General features: G+C 36.7%; 13 protein-coding genes. 7 read left to right on the forward strand and 6 right to left on the reverse strand.

Annotation, left to right across the window (positions count from 1 at the left end; all coding sequences use genetic code 11):
- Positions 1–48: 48 nt before the first annotated feature.
- The 4 genes from ACFILO_RS01445 to gltX (ACFILO_RS01460) form a co-directional block, all read right to left on the reverse strand.
- Entirely contained in the window at positions 49–801 is a 753-nt protein-coding gene (locus tag ACFILO_RS01445) for a transporter substrate-binding domain-containing protein (protein WP_375677728.1), read from the reverse strand.
- Positions 802–1265: 464 nt separating this feature from the next.
- The gene (locus tag ACFILO_RS01450; protein ID WP_375618360.1) at positions 1266–2018 is read right to left on the reverse strand and encodes a transporter substrate-binding domain-containing protein; all 753 of its coding nucleotides are present in this window, start codon (positions 2016–2018) and stop codon (positions 1266–1268) included.
- A gap of 707 nt (positions 2019–2725) precedes the next feature.
- On the reverse strand, positions 2726–4021 hold the full coding sequence (gene gltA, locus ACFILO_RS01455; protein ID WP_375632366.1) for a citrate synthase: 1296 nt from the start codon (positions 4019–4021) through the stop codon (positions 2726–2728).
- 261 nt (positions 4022–4282) lie between these two features.
- Entirely contained in the window at positions 4283–5713 is a 1431-nt protein-coding gene (gltX, locus tag ACFILO_RS01460) for a glutamate--tRNA ligase (RefSeq protein WP_375632365.1), read from the reverse strand.
- Positions 5714–5824: 111 nt separating this feature from the next.
- Here gltX (ACFILO_RS01460) and ACFILO_RS01465 point away from each other — a divergent pair, with 111 nt between their 5' ends.
- From ACFILO_RS01465 to gltX (ACFILO_RS01495), 7 genes are all read left to right on the forward strand, one after another.
- Positions 5825–8083 (forward strand): ComEC/Rec2 family competence protein, encoded by a 2259-nt coding sequence (locus ACFILO_RS01465; protein ID WP_375677729.1) that lies wholly within the window; start codon positions 5825–5827, stop codon positions 8081–8083.
- 482 nt (positions 8084–8565) lie between these two features.
- Positions 8566–9270 carry a ribose-5-phosphate isomerase RpiA gene (gene rpiA / locus ACFILO_RS01470; RefSeq protein WP_375613478.1) on the forward strand — a complete coding sequence of 235 codons (705 nt, stop codon included), beginning with the start codon at positions 8566–8568 and terminating at the stop codon, positions 9268–9270.
- Positions 9271–9376: 106 nt separating this feature from the next.
- Positions 9377–9946 (forward strand): DUF2059 domain-containing protein, encoded by a 570-nt coding sequence (locus ACFILO_RS01475; RefSeq protein ID WP_375677730.1) that lies wholly within the window; start codon positions 9377–9379, stop codon positions 9944–9946.
- A 203-nt stretch (positions 9947–10149) separates the two neighbouring features.
- Positions 10150–11535, forward strand: a complete 1386-nt coding sequence (gene gor / locus ACFILO_RS01480) for a glutathione-disulfide reductase (protein ID WP_375677731.1) — start codon at positions 10150–10152, stop codon at positions 11533–11535.
- A gap of 74 nt (positions 11536–11609) precedes the next feature.
- Positions 11610–12989, forward strand: a complete 1380-nt coding sequence (locus tag ACFILO_RS01485; RefSeq protein ID WP_375653083.1) for a class II 3-deoxy-7-phosphoheptulonate synthase — start codon at positions 11610–11612, stop codon at positions 12987–12989.
- Between the two features lie 119 nt (positions 12990–13108).
- Positions 13109–14770 (forward strand): NAD+ synthase, encoded by a 1662-nt coding sequence (locus ACFILO_RS01490; protein ID WP_375638425.1) that lies wholly within the window; start codon positions 13109–13111, stop codon positions 14768–14770.
- A 10-nt stretch (positions 14771–14780) separates the two neighbouring features.
- A complete protein-coding gene (gene gltX, locus ACFILO_RS01495) occupies positions 14781–16154 on the forward strand; it encodes a glutamate--tRNA ligase (protein WP_273790689.1) in 1374 nt (457 codons plus the stop codon).
- Positions 16155–16213: 59 nt separating this feature from the next.
- On the opposite strand, the gene ACFILO_RS01500 is transcribed toward gltX (ACFILO_RS01495), so the two are convergent.
- Together ACFILO_RS01500 and ACFILO_RS01505 are read right to left on the reverse strand one after the other, a co-directional pair.
- Complete coding sequence (locus tag ACFILO_RS01500; protein ID WP_375620798.1) at positions 16214–17617, reverse strand: DEAD/DEAH box helicase; 1404 nt, start codon at positions 17615–17617, stop codon at positions 16214–16216.
- 146 nt (positions 17618–17763) lie between these two features.
- On the reverse strand, positions 17764–18537 hold the full coding sequence (locus ACFILO_RS01505; protein ID WP_375612145.1) for an NAD kinase: 774 nt from the start codon (positions 18535–18537) through the stop codon (positions 17764–17766).
- Positions 18538–18687: the final 150 nt, after the last annotated feature.

Below are 18687 nucleotides of genomic sequence, written 5' to 3' on the forward strand. Positions count from 1 at the left end.
ATTTTTTAGCAATAACCAACGGGTTTCATTAAAATATCATATTGATATTTAATAAACATCACCTGTAAAATACTTTCTCATAATTTTTTCATAAGTTCCATCCAAACGGATTTCTTTTAGCGCCTTATTGAACTTATTTTTAAGTTCATTATTATTTTGACGGACTGCAATTGCAATAGGAAATCTTGTTTCTTCTAGAGTTCCCAAGAGGAGACAACAATCTTTTCCTTCATTTTTAAGCCAATTTAATGCTTGTAATTTATCAACAATAATCACATCAAGTCGATGATTTAAAAGGTCACGATTCACTTCTATTGTGGAAGGGTAGAGTTTGATTTTCACCTCTTTAGAAGCATAATGATCTTCTGCATAGAAAGCTTGTGTTGTATTTGATTGCACACCAAGATTTTTACCTCTAAAGTCTTGTGTCGAGATTTCTTTAATTCCCGAAGCTTTGGTAACAATAACAGCCAGTGCTGTATCGTAGTAAGGATCTGTGAAGTCAATTTTTTGTAAGCGCTCTTGTGTGAGAGAGAGGGAAGCAATGATAGCATCATATTTTTTTGCAATAAGTCCAGGGATCATTCCCTCGAAGTCTTGTGTAACAATAGTACACTCAACATTCATTTTTTTACAAAGTGCATAAGATATATCAATATCAAGTCCCTGCAATTTATTATTTGAGTCAATATAACTAAAGGGAGGGTAGGTGCCTTCACTCGCAATTTTTAATGTTTTCGCATCAGCCAATTGGGTGAATAGTGCGGCGCTTATTATAAGAGCTCCTGCTAATAGTTTCATGATGTTCTCCTATTGGATAAGCGGGCAATATGAAATCATTATGTTTTTATAATCTGTAAGCTTTTTGGGAGCAATTCAAAAATTTATTGATGTTTATTTTAGATCATTATGTTGGGCATTATTGATAAAAAAAGAATAAATATCTTATTGCTTGTATGATAGCTTAATTTTCACGAAATGATTGATTTGAATCATTTCATGAGTAAAAACTGAGGATTTTTCTTGAAAATAAGGCTATTAAATTTGAACATAAAAAAATTAGATTTTGATACGGTAAAAATACAACCTTATTGTTGTCATTAGATTCTACAAAATGTTTAGATCTCAAGGAGCAATTAAAAGTTATTTTGATAAATGTAAATTTTCTTATAAAAATGCCGAATTTCCAATTATACCTGCATGTTCAATAAAGAGTTAAAGATACCCCTTAAATATACAGATTGAGTTTTAATTCATAGTGATATCTAATTGATATCGAAAGTAAAATATTTTCTCATAATTTTCTCATAGGTTCCATCGGCGCGGATTTCTTCTATTGCTTTATTAAAACTGTTTTTAAGATCATTATTATTTTGACGGAGTGCAATTGCAATAGGAAAATTTGTTTCTTTTAGAGTTCCCAAGAGGAGACAGCAGTCTTTTCCTTCATTTTCAAGCCAATTTAATGCTTTTAATTTATCAAAGATGATGATATCAAGCCGATGGCTTAAAAGATCACGATTAACTTCTGTTGCTGTAGGATAAAGTTTGATATTAACTCCTTCAGAGGCATAATGATCTTCCGCATATGCAGCTTGTGTTGTATTTGATTGTACACCAAGGTTTTTACCTCTAAAGGCTTGTGTTGAGATTTCTTTAATTTCCGAATTTTTGGTAACGATAACAGCGAGTGCTGTGTTGTAGTAAGGATCTGTAAAATCAATTTTTTGTAAGCGCTCTTTTGTAGGAGAAAGGGAAGAAACGATAGCATCATATTTTTTGGCAAGAAGACCGGGAATCATCCCCTCAAAGTCTTGTGTGACAATAGTACATTCAACATTCATTTTTTTACAAAGCGCATAAGATATATCAATATCAAACCCTTGCAGTTTGTTATTTGAGTCAATATAACTAAATGGCGGATAAGAAGCATCGCTTGCAATTTTCAGCGTTTGAGAATTGGCCGATAGGGTAAACAGTGTCGCGCTTATTATAAGAGCTCCTGCTAATAATTTCATTATGTTCTCCTATTAGATAAGCTGGCAAATATGAAACCATCATGAATTTTTATAATCTGTAAGCTCTTTTGGAGCAATGTAAAAAATTTATCTATGTTCATTTTGCTATCATTATGCTGAATATCATTATCAAAAAAATAATTTCTTTTTATCAAGTATGGGAATAAAAAATACAGGAAAGAAAGTCACCTCTTATTGATTATAGGGTAATTTTTAATAATTTTATTTAAAAATCAATAATTTATCTTTAAAAGAAAAACTATCAACTTAAATACAAAGAAAATTTCAGCTTTTAACAGGACAAAATGTAAAAGTGTTTTTATTCTAATTAGAGAAGCACTTAATGTAAGCTTTTTGCAATTTTATCTGAAGAAGATAGAAAGAAAAATTCTGACATTGCTAGATTTTAATATGTAATAGGGCTTTTAAACATGGGGGAATGATAGGGAATACATTTCCATTAAAGGATAATGAGGATTATAAGGTAAAATTTTCAATTTCTTTTTGCTAAATGTTTGGCTAATTCGCAGAAAAGTACTCTCAATTTCTTTACAGAGCTAAAACTTAGAATTTTTTACTAAATTTTTATGATGATGTTATCTCTGTAGAAAGAGTTTTAAAATTACGTTTTATAAAAATTCTTAAAGGATGTTTTTTGATTACTCTCAATAAAGCTTCAGTAAACTGAAGCTTTATTGATCTCTTTTTTAATTTGCACGTTCATCTATAGGAACATAGTCACGCATAGCATAGCCTGTGTAGAGTTGTCGAGGACGACCAATTTTTTGTGCAGGGTCTTCAATCATTTCTTTCCATTGTGCCACCCACCCGACACTGCGCGCCAATGCAAAAAGGACAGTAAACATTTCAGTTGGAAAACCTAGAGCTTTTAATGTAATGCCGGAATAGAAATCAACATTGGGATAAAGCTTTTTCTCAATAAAATATTCATCACTTAAGGCAATTTTTTCAAGCTCTATTGCAATATCAAGAAGAGGGTCATCTTGAATGTTGAGTTCTTTTAAAACTTCATGACAGGTTTTTTGCATGATTTTTGCACGTGGATCATAATTTTTATAGACACGGTGCCCAAAGCCCATAAGGCGGAAAGGATCATTTTTATCTTTTGCACGTGCAATAAATTCAGGAATTCTTTTAATAGAACCTATTTCTTGTAGCATTTTTAGGCATGCTTCATTGGCACCACCATGTGCTGGTCCCCAAAGGCATGCAACACCTGCTGCAATACAGGCAAACGGATTAGCACCTGAGGATCCAGCAAGACGTACCGTAGATGTAGAAGCATTTTGTTCATGATCTGCATGAAGGATAAAGATTTGATCCATCGCCCGAGCAAGCACAGGGTTTGTTTTATATTCTTCACAAGGAACAGCAAAACACATATGGAGGAAATTTGCAGCATAACTAAGATCATTACGTGGATAAACAAATGCTTGTCCAATACTGTATTTATAGGCCATAGCAGCAAGCGTTGGAACTTTTGAGATAAGACGAACAGAAGCAATCATTCTCTGGTGAGGATCTGTAATATCAATAGAGTCGTGATAGAACGCAGACATAGCGCCAAGGCAGGCAACCATGACGGCCATAGGATGAGAATCACGACGGAAGCCATGGAAGAAGCGTGCAAATTGTTCGTGGACCATGGTATGCTGCATAATACATCGATCAAATTCATTTTTTTCTTGCTGTGTTGGGAGTTCACCATAAAGTAAAAGATAACAACTTTCGAGAAAGTCTCCTTTTTCAGCCAATTGATCAATAGGATAACCACGATAAAGCAATATGCCTTTATCACCATCGATATAAGTAATTTTTGATTCACAAGAAGCTGTTGAAGTAAAACCAGGATCATAAGTAAAAATATCGGTTTTTTTATAGAGAGAAGCAATTTCAATGACTTCAGGTCCACTCGTGCCTTTACGCAAGGGAAGCTCTACTTTTTTATCATTCACAATAATATATGCGTTATTCTCAGACATTCGGTATTCCTTTCAGATCCTTCACTTCTAAAAATTAAGACTCTGCTTCATCAGAGTGGGGGATGTATAACTGAAGCTTTTCTTACTTATTTAAGGGTAGATTGCCTCTAAAAGTGAGTACATGCAATCTAAAAATATTTCCTTATTGATCATTATTACTCAATAAGAAATGTATTTCAATGATATAACATAAAAAACTCTTTTAGGGCGCGTTGAGATATCTGTATAGATCCTTATTTGAGGAAATATACTCAGTGCACATCATGGGCATATTGTTGTGATAAGTTGGTCCTTGATGCGATGAAGGGATTCATTGCGTCCTAATAAAATAAGAATATCCAAAACACCTGGTGATGTTGCACATCCTGTAAGAGCTGCGCGAAGTGGTTGGGCGATAGATCCAAATTTGAGATTCTGTGTTTGGACAAAAGAGCGAAGTGTTTCATCTAGAGTTTTTGTATCCCAAGAGGGGCACGCTTTCAGAGCAAGATAAAGATCGTTTAAAATGGTTCGTCCATTTTTATCTAAGAGCATTTGAGCTTTTTCATCAAGTTGTAAAGGTCGTTGCGTAAAAATGAAGGAGGCATTGTCAATCAGTTCGCACAGTGTTTTTGAACGTTCTTTCAAATGCGGGATTGCTTTTAAAAATTGAACACGGCGTTTTTCATCAAGTCTTTCAATAATTTGTGCTCTCCTATCGGTTTCTGGTAGAATATTAAGAGCGGCATCAAAAAGTTCTTGATCATTACTCATACGCATATAGTGTCCGTTGATGGAATCGAGCTTTTTGAGATCAAAACGAGCAGCACCTTTGTTAATATCCTCAATATCAAACCAAGAAATCATATCTTTAAGTGACATCAGTTCGTCATCACCATGACTCCAACCTAAACGGACAAGGTAATTGCGCAAAGCAGCAGGAAGATATCCCATTGTTCGGTAGGCATCAACACCGAGCGCACCATGTCGCTTTGATAATTTTGCACCGTTTTCACCATGGATAAGAGGAATATGGGCCATAACAGGAATGTCCCATCCCATTGCTTTAAAGATAATCGTTTGTCGGGCTGCGTTGGTAAGATGATCGTCACCACGTATAATATGTGTGATGCCCATATCATGATCATCAACGACAACAGCATGCATATAGGTAGGCGAACCATCAGAACGCAAAATAATGAAGTCATCGAGATCTTTATTAGGAAAACGGACATCACCTTGAACACGATCATGTACGATCGTTTCTCCATCTTGAGGGGCTTTGATGCGAATAACAGGCTTAGCACCTTTAGGAGCTTCAGAACTATCACGGTCGCGCCAACGTCCATCATAACGTGGTGGGCGCCCTTCTGAACGGGCTTTTTCACGCATTTCAGCTAACTCCTCAGGTGAAGCATAACAATAATATGCTTTGCCATTCTTGACCAACTGTTCAGCGATTTGGCGGTGACGTTCTGCACGTTCGAATTGCGAAATAGGGGCGCCATCATAACTAAGACCCATCCAGTGCAAGCCATCTATAATAGCCTTTACAGCTGCTTCTGTTGAACGCTCTCGGTCTGTATCTTCAATTCGTAAAAGCATTTTTCCACCGGTATGTTTTGCATAAAGCCAATTAAAAAGAGCAGTACGAGCACCACCAATGTGAAGGAAGCCAGTGGGTGAAGGGGCAAAACGAGTAATAACAGACACGAATATTTTCCTTTAAACTAAGATATTACTTATGGAATTTTATAGAAAAGTCATGTTAGCATAAGTGATGGGGCGTGCAATAGCCGTATTGCGAGTTAAAGTGGGGGACTGATGTTTTATAAAAGTAAAGAGGGTTTATCCGAAAAATCTGTTACAGAAAGAAAAAAGCCATGTCAGATAGGGCAGAGTGTTTTTTCTAGGTATGATGATGCAAAGAACGGTAGCTATAATCAACAAAAACTTTTTTTATTGACACTCTTAAAAGAAGTAATCATTTTTTTTCGCAAATGGTTAGAAGATTGTATTAATAAAGAAGTTTCTTTTGGTATCCTTTTTTCGCTGATTTTAGTTTTTTTTGCCCTAGGAATCATTTTCTATTTTCATTTAGAGTGGGAACCAAGTTGGGGACAATTGGGGGCGTTGGTCAGTATTTTTCTGGGAATATTCTATGTTGCACGTTTTTATCGAAAAATATGGATTCCCGTGGGGTTTCTGTTTTGTATTATATTGGGTGCTTTAGCGGCAAAAATAGAAACGTGGCGTATTGCAACACCCATGCTAAGCAGTGACATTGTCACTACATTGACGGGAAGAATTGTTTCTATTGAGTCAGGTGCCAAAGGAGGATTTCGTTTAGTTTTGGATATTTTGAATACAGAAAATCCCGTATTACGCCATAGTCTTCATCGTGTTCGTTTATCGGCAAGATATTTGCCATCTGGCTTAGCGATTGGTGATGGATTGCATGGAAAAGTTAAGATTCGTGCATTCTCTGGGCCGGTGCGTCCAGGAGGCTACGATTTTAGTTTTCATAATTATTTTAAAAGAATTGGAGCACAAGGCGTTTATTTAGGAAAACCAAGAAAAATATCCGTTTCGCAGCCTGATGGAATATTCGCTATCATTCTACAGAAAATTGAAAATTTACGCACGAAGATGACACAAAGAATCCGTATAGCCCTTGAAGGAGAAAAGGGGAGTGTTGCAGCTGCCCTCATAACAGGGCAGCGTGCTGGTATTTCAAATGAGACAAATGAAGCATTACGTACAGCTGGATTAGCTCATATTTTATCAATATCAGGTTTACATATGGCGTTGTTAAGCGGCATAGTTCTTTTGAGTATCCGTAGTTTTTTAGCATTTTTTCCAGTTTTTTCTTCCTATTATTCCAGTAAAAAATTTGCTGCTATCGTTGCTTTTATGATAACAGCTTTTTATTTGTTATTGTCGGGCTTAGCAATATCAGCGCAAAGAAGTTTTGTGATGATTGCTGTTATGTTGGTTGCTATATTGTGTAATCGCTCTGCTATAACAATGCGTAATTTTTCCATTGCAGGGTTGATAACTCTGGCGATGACACCCCATGAAATATTAGGTCCTAGCTTTCAAATGTCCTTTTCTGCGACTGCTGCTTTGATCGCTTTTTTTGATTGGTGGAGTGGAAGATCATTTTTTCGTAAAAGAAAAACAACTCCCTCTTATGTTGGAGGGGGAGTGATAAATTTTGTTTTCTTATCGATTCTTTCAACATGTGCTTCTTCCTTTGTTGCAGGGAGTGCAAGTGGAATTTATGCTGCTTATCATTTTTCTAATATGGCATCTTTGAGCATTATCAGTAATGCCTTTGCTTTGCCTGTCATCTCAATTTTTGTCATTCCCTTTGGATTAATCGCAGTTCTTGCAATGTTAGGAGGATTCGAATGGCTTCCTCTTCAAATTATGGGTTTTGGAGTTGATCTTGTAATAAAGATTGCACATGCTATCAAGGCTATTTCTCCTGATTTGAATCCTGGTTTTATGCCGTTATCAGCGTTAGTTTTATTGAGCATAGGCTTGGTTGGACTGACTTTTTGCAAAACACCCATCCGGCTCTTTTTTAGTTTGTTTATTTTGGCAGGTGTTTCTATTTGTGTATTGCGTTCACCTGTACAACTGATTATAGCAGATAATATGCGCCTCGTGGGCGTTATTCATGATAAAAAATTATATATTGATCGTTACCATATTTCTAAGTTCACGACATCCATATGGAAAAAGTCATTTCGTGTGAATGAAACGATTAAACCAACAAAATATGGTCCTTCGTTACACGGACAATTTATTTGTGATTATCATGTATGTACATCTTTATTGGATAATGGATTAAAAGTGATCGTTTTACAGAGAGAAACAGATCAATGTGTAGAGGCAGATATTCTCATTCAGACATTTGTGATGCATAATCCAACTTGTTACAAGAAGGCAAAAATAGTATTTATACCTCAACAATTGTTATCACGAGGAAGCGTTATGATGACCAAAGGTGGAGATATTATTTGGTCTTCGCTAGGGTTTCATAGACCATGGAATATGCACAGACAGCATTCATAAAAACATATAATCAGTCATATTTTGCTTCACATTTGGATAATGACAAAACAAAAAATAACAGAAGACTTTTCTCATAATATTTTACGGTATTTAAATTGGTAAGTTTATCAACGTTATTGAAATGAGATAATAATCTACAGTTTTCTAGAAATAGATGATTTTTTATATCTGATCATTTTAATTTTTTCAAAAAAATTGATATGTGCATCTTTGTGCATCCTATTGATAGCACAAAATAAATCAAAAATTCTTATTGAATGAGAAAAATGCTAACAAATATTCTCAAAGAAATAAAAAAGATAATTGTTGATTATTCTATTTTATTCTTATCATATATTTCTATAACGAGTAACATCTCTTCAAGCAAGAGATGATGGTCAATTTAAATAGATTGCGTCAAGAGGTTATCTTTTATTATCATTATTATCGGTGGTAATAGGGGTGATAAATGCTGCTTATACGGATAGAAGGCAAAGTCATTCATGAATGTTCAGCAGTTAAAAAAAATGGCAGCTATTAAAGCGCTTGAGTTTGTTGAAGATGGTATGCGGCTTGGTATCGGATCTGGTTCGACAGTCAATGAATTTATTCATCTTCTAGGTGAGCGTGTTGCGGATGGTTTGCGGGTGACTGGTGTTGCTACTTCAAAATATTCTGAACAACTCTGTCATAAGTTTGGAGTGCCTGTTAGCACTTTAGAACAAATACCTGAGCTGGATCTTGATATTGACGGAGCAGATGAAATTGGTCCTGAGATGATGCTCATTAAAGGGGGAGGGGGAGCATTGTTGTATGAAAAAATTGTAGCGTCGGCATCTCGTGCAATGCTTGTCATTGCGGATGAAACAAAGGTGGTAAAAAGACTTGGTGCTTTTGCACTACCAATTGAAGTTAATCCATTTGGTATCCACACAACATGCAGAGCCATTGAAAAAGTCGCTGATGATTTAGGGCTTTCTGGAAAAATTGCATTGCGAATGAATGGAAAAAATCCTTTTGAAACAGATGGTGGCCATTTTATTCTTGATGCATTTTGGGGCTGCATTTTGCAACCAAAACCATTATCGGATGCACTTCTTGCTATTCCTGGTGTTGTTGAGCATGGCCTTTTTTTGGGGTTGGCTTCACGTGCAATTGTCGCTATGGCTGATGGTCAAATAAAAGTTTTAGAACCGTTTGATTTTTAGAGAAGGCATTTACATGATGATATGTTAGCACAGTAAAAAAGGGTCTTAAAAATTTTAGGTAGAATAACGAATTAAAATTATAATTAGCGATCGGGGTAATCATTAAATGAAAATAATATTTTCTTTTCAGCGTTTTGTCGTATATTTTAGTGCAATTGCTATTTTTGTTGTGAATATTGGCATGGCTTATGCACAAGGTGTGAGTGATCAACATTTAGATTCAGCGCGAAAGGCAATCAGAGCTATTCATGCAACGGATCAATTTGATAGCTTTTTACCAAATGCGGTCCATGATTTCAAAAATGAACTGATTAGCGATGATCCGAATTTGGCAACAGCTATTTCTGATATTGTTGATAAGCAGGCGCTTGCTTTAATTAAAAGGCGCTCTGATCTAGAAAAAGAGATTGCTCACGTATATGCAAAATATTTTACTCAAAAAGAGCTTGATGCGATAACAACATTTTATAATTCTGATACCGGTAAAAAGTTTTTGACAGAAGTCCCCAATATTGCACGTGATTCTTATTCAGCATTTGATATATGGCGTACTGCTCTTATGCGGGATCTTGTAGAAAATGTGAAAAAAGAGATGTCTGAAACACTTAATTTGAATAATTCTACTATGCCTACAAATATGCCTATAAAATCAGAATCTTCAGAAAATAAAAAATAGCTTGATCGATATCATGACAACAATGGGCAATTTCTGATTTTTTTAATAGCGGCGGTTTTCCCGCCGTTTTAAATATTTTAATGAGAATAAGTCTTTTTAGAATACTGCTTTATAAAAAAGGCTTCTTCAAAAGAAAAAAAGACTTTCATTTGATAATAAAAGATCTTAGCCTACTCTTGCAGATGTATAAGAAGGAATAATTCGTGGGCTCTTTTGACTTTGATTTATTTGTTATTGGAAGTGGTTCTGGTGGAGTGCGTGCAGCACGGCTTGCTGGAGGTCTTGGCAAGCGGGTCGCTATAGCAGAGGAATATCGTATAGGGGGCACTTGTGTTATTCGTGGTTGCGTTCCCAAAAAACTTTATGTTTATGCATCACAATATGTAAAAGAATTTAAGAAAAGTGTTGGTTTTGGGTGGGAATATGCGGATCCAATTTTTAGCTGGGAAAAGTTGGTTGCAGCTAAAAATAAAGAAATATCAAGGTTAGAAGGGTTGTATCGTAAGGGATTAGAAAATAACAATGTGCATATTTATGAAAGTCGTGCTACTTTTATAGATGATCACACATTAGAGCTTTCTGCCACGGGTGAGCGGGTAAGTGCAGAAAAAATTTTGATTGCAACAGGGGCAAAACTTGCACCAAATACGTCCATAGAAGGCGGTGAATTTTGCCTTACTTCTAATGAGATTTTTGACCTTGATCAACTCCCAAAATCAATAGTGATTGTTGGTGGAGGGTATATTGGTGTTGAATTTGCTAATATTTTTCATGAATTAGGTGTAAAAACAACACTCCTTCATCGTGGTGATTTAATCCTTCGTAATTTTGATCATGATTTGCGGCAATTGCTCAGCGATGCAATGATTGAAAAAGGGATTTCTATTCTCTATGGCATAACAATTTCTAAAGTGCAGGCTGCAGAAAATTGTTATGAAGTTGTTTTATCAAATGGGAAAATAATCAGAGCCGATCAGATTATGTTGGCTACGGGGCGTGTACCAAATACAACGGGTTTAAGACTTGAGCGGGCAGGTGTTAAGGTGAATGAATTTGGTGCAGTTGTTGTTGATGAGAAAATGACAACAAATATCCCCCATATTTGGGCTGTTGGTGATGTAACAGGTCATATTCAATTAACACCCGTTGCGATTCATGATGCAATGTGTTTTGTTAAGACAGCATTTGAAAATATTCCAACAACACCTGATTATGATTTAATTACAACAGCAGTTTTTTCACAGCCAGAGATTGGAACGGTTGGTCTTTCAGAAGAGGAGGCGGTAAAGCGTTATAAGCGTCTTGAAATTTATCGTACAGTTTTTCGTCCTATGCGTAATATTCTTTCTGGTAGTTCAGAGAAAATGCTTATGAAACTCATTGTTGATGGTGAAAGCCGTATTGTTGTGGGCGCTCATATTTTAGGGGAAAATGCTGGTGAGATGGCTCAGCTTATAGGGATATCTCTCAAGGGTAAGCTGACGAAGGATATCTTTGATGAGACGATGGCAGTGCATCCAACGATGGCAGAAGAATTGGTAACGATGTATAAACCAAGTTATATATATGAAAATGGGAAGAAAATATAAAGTTAAACAGCATATATTGCGGTAAAAAGCTTTTGATATGCTAATCTGTAAGATTAATCTTTAGAGAGAGTGTAATGATAAAAGAATGGGCGCCTGACACTTGGAGAACAAGGCCAATTAAACAAGTTCCGACTTATCCGGATAAGTCTATGTTAGAAGATGTTGAGCGAAAACTGAGAAGGTATCCTCCTTTAGTTTTTGCCGGTGAAGCACGTGATTTAAAAAATGAATTAGCAGCCGTTGCGAAAGGCCAAGCTTTTTTATTGCAAGGTGGTGATTGTGCCGAAAGCTTTGCAGAACATGAAGCTGATAATATTCGTGATTTTTTTCGTGTATTTTTGCAAATGGCGATTGTTTTGACCTTTGGTAGTTCTAAACCGGTTGTTAAAATTGGTCGTATTGCTGGTCAATTTGCAAAGCCTCGCTCTTCTGATATTGAAAGAAAAGAGGGAGTTGAATTTCCTGCTTATCGTGGGGATATTATTAATGGCATTGAATTTGAAGCCGGTTCTCGTATTCCAGATCCGCAACGGATGTCTATGGCTTATCGCCAATCTGCGGCAACACTTAATCTATTGCGTGCTTTTTCACAAGGTGGCTATGCTAATTTAGAAAATGTTCACACATGGATGTTGAGTTTTGTTTCTAACAGTCCGCAGGGAGAACGTTATGAATTATTGGCAGAGCGTATTTCTGAAGCAATTGATTTTATGCGTTCTATAGGGATTACATCCAAAACACATTCTTCATTGCGTGAAACATCTTTTTATACCAGTCATGAAGCACTGTTGCTTGGTTATGAAGAGGCTTTGACTCGGATTGATTCAACTTCAGGAAATTGGTATGCAACATCTGGTCATATGTTATGGATTGGTGACCGTACGCGTCAGATTGACCATGCTCACGTTGAATATTGTCGCGGCATTAAGAATCCTATAGGATTAAAATGTGGTCCTTCCATTGAGCCTGATGAGCTTTTAAAATTAATTGATATTTTAAATCCTGAAAACGAGTTGGGGCGGCTTACTCTCATTACGCGCTTTGGTTATGATAAAGTTGAAAGTTATCTGCCTAAACTCATCCGTGCCGTTGAGCGCGAGAGGCGTGCGGTTATATGGTCATGTGATCCAATGCATGGCAATACAATTACTGCCAATGGTTATAAGACGCGTCCTTTTGATTATGTTTTAAAAGAAGTAGAGAATTTTTTTGCAGTGCATCGTGGAGAGGGAACTTATCCAGGAGGCATTCATATTGAGATGACAGGTCGTGATGTTACTGAATGTACAGGAGGGGCGCACGCCATTTCTGTGGACGATTTATCTGATCGTTATCATACGCAATGTGATCCACGGTTAAATGCAGATCAAGCGTTAGAATTGGCTTTTCTTGTTGCTGAACTCCTTAAAAAAAATCGCGTGACTGACTCGTTAGCAATTGCTGCTGGGGGGTAGGCAAAAATTTGCCTAATATTTTTAGGTCATTATGGCAGAAAAGAATTTTAAAAAATGATGTTTCCGATGATGAAGAATAAAGTTGTGGTTGCTAAACTGATGAAATGATACAAAGGCTTATGAAAAATGATTTTCGGGTATCAATTGCCCAATTAAATCCTATTGTCGGTGATATTGAGGGGAATTTTTCTTTAGCTGTCATGGCGCATCAAAAGGCCAAAGAAGAGGGGGCTGATCTTGTTTTATTCACGGAACTTTTTATAAGTGCTTATCCGCCGGAAGATCTTGTTCTAAAACCTGCTTTTACAAAAACATGTGAAGAGACTGTTGAGAAATTAGCAAAGATAACCGTAGGCGGACCAGGAATTGTCATTGGTCTTCCATTAAGGCGCAATGGTAATATTTACAACGCTGTCATGGTTCTTGATGAAGGGAGAGTCATTGCCGAATGTTTGAAGTTTGATTTACCTAATTATGCTGAATTTGATGAAAAGCGTTTATTTTCTTCAGGTCCACGTCCTCAGCCTATTGTCTATCATGGAATTAAATTAGGAATAGTCATTTGTGAGGATCTTTGGAATGATTCCTCTCTTAGTACAGAGCTTAAAGATAAAGGAGCGGAAATTATTCTTGTCCTTAACGGATCTCCTTATTATCGTAATAAAACATTAAAACGTATAGACGTTGTTCATACACAGGCTCTACAATCTGGAGTGCCAATTATCTACGCTAATCAAGTAGGTGGTCAAGATGAGCTCGTTTTTGATGGTGGGTCTTTTGCCTTGAATGGACAAGGCAAAAAGATATTTCAAATGAAACACTTTGATAGCCATATTGCTTTAAGCCATTGGCAAAAAACAACGACGGGATGGCACTGTATTTCAGGTCCTAATGAAAGTCTTCTCAATGGATTAGCGGCTGATTATCAAGCTTGTGTTTTGGGGTTGAAAGATTACGTTAATAAAAACGGCTTTAAGGATGTTATTCTTGGTCTTTCAGGAGGAATTGATTCAGCCCTGTGTACGGCAATGGCGGTGGATGCTCTTGGTGCTGAGAGGGTTCGCACCATTATGATGCCCTATCATTATACTTCGCAAGAATCATTAAAAGATGCCAAAGAATGTGCTGATCTTTTGGGATGTCGTTATGAAATCATACCGATTGCACAACCTGTTGAGGCTTTTTTAAAGACAATGGCACCTGTTTTTTCAGGGTTACCCTCTGACGTCACAGAGGAAAATCTTCAAAGTCGTATACGCGGTACACTTTTAATGGCGCTTTCAAATAAATTCGGCTCAATGGTGGTAACGACAGGCAATAAGTCAGAAATGGCTGTGGGATATGCAACACTGTATGGGGATATGAATGGCGGGTTTAATCCTCTTAAAGATATTTATAAAATGCAGGTTTATGCATTAGCGGAGTGGCGCAATAAAAATCACTTGCACAATTTGAGAGGACCAGAAGGAATGATCATTCCATCCAATATTATAGAAAAAGCACCCTCTGCAGAGCTGCGGGAAAATCAAAAAGATGAAGATTCTCTTCCGCCTTATCCTATTTTAGATGATATATTACAATATCTTGTAGAAAATGACATGAGTATTTGTGATATTGTTAAACGTGGACATTCACGAGAAACTGTTGCGAAAGTTGAACAGCTTCTTTATGGTGCCGAATATAAAAGGCGTCAATCTGCGCCTGGTGTAAAAATCAGTTACAAAAATTTCGGACGCGATCGTCGCTATCCTATAGTCAATCATTTTCGCGATAAAAATTGAGTATTATTTTATGGTTAAAGTTCGTTTTGCTCCCTCTCCAACAGGTTATATTCATATTGGCAATATCCGTATTGCGCTTTTCAACTGGCTTTATGCGCAAGCGTATAAGGGAGAATTTATTTTACGCTATGATGATACAGATATTGAACGTTCTAAACAAGAATATATCGATGCTATTGCTGTTGACCTTGAATGGCTTGGTATTCAACCAGATGCAATTTATTACCAATCCAAGCGATTTAATCGATATGATGAAGTGGCAGAAATTCTCAAACAACGTGGCCTTCTTTATCCTTGTTATGAGACAACAGAGGAATTAGAGCGGCGTCGTAAAATCCAGCTTTCACGCAAATTGCCTCCTGTTTATGACCGTGCAGCATTGAAGTTGACAACAGAAGAGAGAAAAAACTTTGAATCACAAGGTCGTAAACCCCATTGGCGTTTTCTTCTTCCTAATTTTGAAAGTGATCCTTTACACACAAAGCGAACAGAAGTTTGCTGGAATGATGCAATAAAGGGAAAGCAGACGATTGATTTAGCTTCTCTTTCAGATCCTGTTCTTATTCGTGAAGATGGAACCTATCTTTATACATTGCCGTCTATTGTTGATGATGTAGATATGGCTATTACGCATATTATTCGTGGGGATGATCATATTACAAATACAGGCGCTCAAATTGCTCTTTTTAAAGCTCTTAATGCAGAATTACCGGTTTTTGCTCATACCAATTTATTGGCGACAGTTTTAGGAAAAGGATTTTCAAAACGTAATAATGATCTTTCTATTCGTTCTCTACGGGAAGAAGGATTTGAATCTATAGCTGTTCAATGCCTTGCCGTTTTGATTGGGACATCGCAAAATGTGCATCCCTATCCCAATCAAGCTGCGCTTTTAGAGCATTTTAATCTCCAAGATACGTCAAGATCCGTTGCAAAATTTGATATTGCTGATCTTCTTGCTTTGAATAGTCATCTTGTCCATGAGTTAACCTATGAGGAAGTAAAAATGCGCCTTAAAAAACTTTCTATTGAGGGAGATAAGGCGGAATATTTCTGGAACGCGATAAGAAGCAATATTAATAAAGTCAATGATGCTGTTTTTTGGTGGAAAATCATTCATGATGAACAGAATTTTGATACAGTAGCACTAGAGGATCGTGCTTTTGTGCACCAATCACTCGATTTCTTACCTGAAGGTGCTTTGAATGAGGAAAGTTGGAAAATTTGGACAACAGCATTAAAAGAAAAAACAGGTCGAAAAGGAAAAGCTTTATTTATGCCATTACGTCAGGCACTTACGGGCATGGATCATGGACCTGAAATGGGAAAAATTTTGCAGCTTTTAGGGCGTGAAAAGGTAACGGAAAGGCTCTCTAGGAAATAAGAGCGGATTTTTTAAAAGTATTTCGTTCATTTCACTCTAAAAGAGAGTAGAGAACGGGTTTATTTACACGTTTTTATAAGCATGAAAGCAGGAATATCATCACCAAATCCAATAGGTGTGTAATTCTTATTTTTTCGTGAGCGTTGTTGCTCAGATGGCTTCTCCTTATTATTTGCATTTTTGATATATTCTGTTTTATTCTCTTCTACAGATTTTTTAGTGTGAGCAACAGTCTCTTTTGGAGCAGTTTTCTTTGATGGTTTTGAAGATTTTTTCTTTACAACAATATCTTCTGTTTGATCATCGGCTATTAAAGTTGAGAGATCTCCATTGAGCCATTCAATTTTTTCATTACTCATTTCCTCGATGGCATTGATATATTTTTGATCAGCTTTTGTAACGATTGTAAAGGCTTTTCCGCTACGATTTGCACGCCCTGTACGACCAATTCGATGGATATAGTCTTCAGCATGTGTAGGAACATCATAGTTAAATACATGACTTACAGCTGGAATATCGAGTCCACGGGCAGCAACATCAGAAGCAACAAGAAGTGTAAGTTTATTATTTTTAAAATCAGCTAGGGTGTTCATGCGCGAATATTGGTCCATATCTCCATGAAGTGCCCCTACATTAAAGTTATGTTTGATAAGCGATCTAAAAAGTTCAGAGATATCTCTCTTTCGATTACAGAAAATGATTGCATTTTGAAGCTCTGCACCTTCATTTTGGATAAGCTCTCGTAAAACCGCTCTTTTATCCCATGATTTATTTCCAGATTTGACAAGCCGTTGTGTAATTGTGGTAGCTGTTGAGGAAGCTTTTGTAACTTCAACAGATACAGGAGAATGTAAAAATTGTTTCGTTAGCTTTGTAATTTCTGGCGCCATTGTTGCAGAAAAGAACAAAGTTTGACGCGTAAAAGGGGTTAGTTTACAGATGCGTTCAATATCAGGAATAAAGCCCATATCCAACATGCGATCAGCTTCATCAATCACAAGGATTTCAACGCCCATCAGGAGCAGTTTACCGCGCTCGCAATGATCAAGAAGGCGCCCTGGTGTTGCTATAAGAACATCAGCTCCCCGTTCAAGTTTGCGATCTTGGAGTTCAAAAGAAACGCCACCAATCAAAAGAGCAACATTTAAACGATGATTTATGCCGTATTTATCGAAATTTTCTTCAACTTGAGCTGCAATTTCTCTTGTTGGTTCTAAGATAAGCGTACGGGGCATTCGTGCTCTTGCACGACCTTTTTCAAGGAGAGTGAGCATAGGCAATACGAAAGAGGCGGTTTTACCTGTTCCCGTTTGGGCGATTCCTAAAACGTCTTTTCTTTGAAGGACATGCGGAATTGTTTCACTTTGAATAGGTGTCGGAGCTGTATACCCCGCTGATTTCACCGCATTAATAACCTTTGCGGAAAGACCTAAATCATCAAAACTGTTTAAAGATGGTATCATTTTTTTATCAACTGCTCTGTGATTTTAACTGCGCTATCTAATGATGATTATAACCAATATTCTACACTCTTTAAAAGTGTTAAGATGTTTTCACAAAAAAAACTAACTATAACAATCATATACATATAAAACGCATAATACAATCATTAATAGCGAAATTGTTCTGATAAAATGCGCTCATCCCATGAATGATTTGAGTCAAAAAGGATTGAAGCTGTTACTTCTGTTGCCATTGAAATAGTAACTGAATGAACAGATTTAACTTCAATATTATCTGCAGCAGCGTTTACAGGGCGTTTGTCAGGTTCAAGCATATCAAAGCGCACTGTTACTGTATCGGGAAGCAAAGCTCCATGCCAACGCCGAGGGCGAAAAGGGCTAACGGGAGTGAGGGCCATAAGGGGAGCCATAAGAGGTAAGATAGGTCCTTGTGCTGATAAATTATAGGCGGTTGATCCAGCTGGTGTAGCGACGAGGACACCATCACAACTTAATTGTTCCATGCGTACGTTGTTATCAATGGTGATGCGAATTTTTGCCGCTTGATAAGATTGCCGAAAGAGGGATACTTCATTAATTGCAAGCGCCTCGATAGAATCTTGACATTCAGATTTTGCAATCATGCGCAGGGGATGGATTTCTTTTTTATGTGCGGCAGCAATACGATTGGGCAATTTTTTTTCATGAAATTCATTCATAAGAAATCCTACAGAACCTTGATTCATACCATAAATAGGTTTGCCTGTGTTCATGACATCTCGTACGGTTTGTAACATTGTCCCATCACCACCGATTGCAACAACAATATCAGTTTCTTCCAGAGAAGAATGACCATAAACGGAAATTAATTTATGGGTAGCTTTGATAGCCTCCTCAGTTTCTGCGGAAATAAAATGAAAGCGACTTGGTAATGTAGCCATTTAAAAATTATCCTGATACTTATAATTTATGTTGTAACTTATTTTTGAGAGTTTTGAAGTTGTAATAAAAGCTCTTTTTATAATAAAAAGAGCATTGAATAAAGAGAAGTTATTTCAAGGTAAAGTATCATTAAAAAGTAAAAGGAATGC

Origin of the sequence: Bartonella sp. AP72JLCBS (assembly GCF_042195705.1) — a bacterium.
Classification (GTDB): Bacteria; Pseudomonadota; Alphaproteobacteria; order Rhizobiales; family Rhizobiaceae; genus Bartonella.

What these genes read in the sequence shown, in the direction of transcription:
- ACFILO_RS01445 (WP_375677728.1), bottom strand. Translation starts at nt 801, where the DNA reads ATGAAACTATTAGCAGGAGCTCTTATAATAAGCGCCGCACTATTCACC.
- ACFILO_RS01450 (WP_375618360.1), bottom strand. Translation starts at nt 2,018, where the DNA reads ATGAAATTATTAGCAGGAGCTCTTATAATAAGCGCGACACTGTTTACC.
- gltA (WP_375632366.1), bottom strand. Translation starts at nt 4,021, where the DNA reads ATGTCTGAGAATAACGCATATATTATTGTGAATGATAAAAAAGTAGAG.
- ACFILO_RS01465 (WP_375677729.1), top strand. Translation starts at nt 5,825, where the DNA reads ATGTTTTATAAAAGTAAAGAGGGTTTATCCGAAAAATCTGTTACAGAA.
- rpiA (WP_375613478.1), top strand. Translation starts at nt 8,566, where the DNA reads ATGAATGTTCAGCAGTTAAAAAAAATGGCAGCTATTAAAGCGCTTGAG.
- ACFILO_RS01475 (WP_375677730.1), top strand. Translation starts at nt 9,377, where the DNA reads ATGAAAATAATATTTTCTTTTCAGCGTTTTGTCGTATATTTTAGTGCA.
- ACFILO_RS01485 (WP_375653083.1), top strand. Translation starts at nt 11,610, where the DNA reads ATGATAAAAGAATGGGCGCCTGACACTTGGAGAACAAGGCCAATTAAA.
- ACFILO_RS01490 (WP_375638425.1), top strand. Translation starts at nt 13,109, where the DNA reads ATGAAAAATGATTTTCGGGTATCAATTGCCCAATTAAATCCTATTGTC.
- gltX (WP_273790689.1), top strand. Translation starts at nt 14,781, where the DNA reads ATGGTTAAAGTTCGTTTTGCTCCCTCTCCAACAGGTTATATTCATATT.
- ACFILO_RS01500 (WP_375620798.1), bottom strand. Translation starts at nt 17,617, where the DNA reads ATGATACCATCTTTAAACAGTTTTGATGATTTAGGTCTTTCCGCAAAG.
- ACFILO_RS01505 (WP_375612145.1), bottom strand. Translation starts at nt 18,537, where the DNA reads ATGGCTACATTACCAAGTCGCTTTCATTTTATTTCCGCAGAAACTGAG.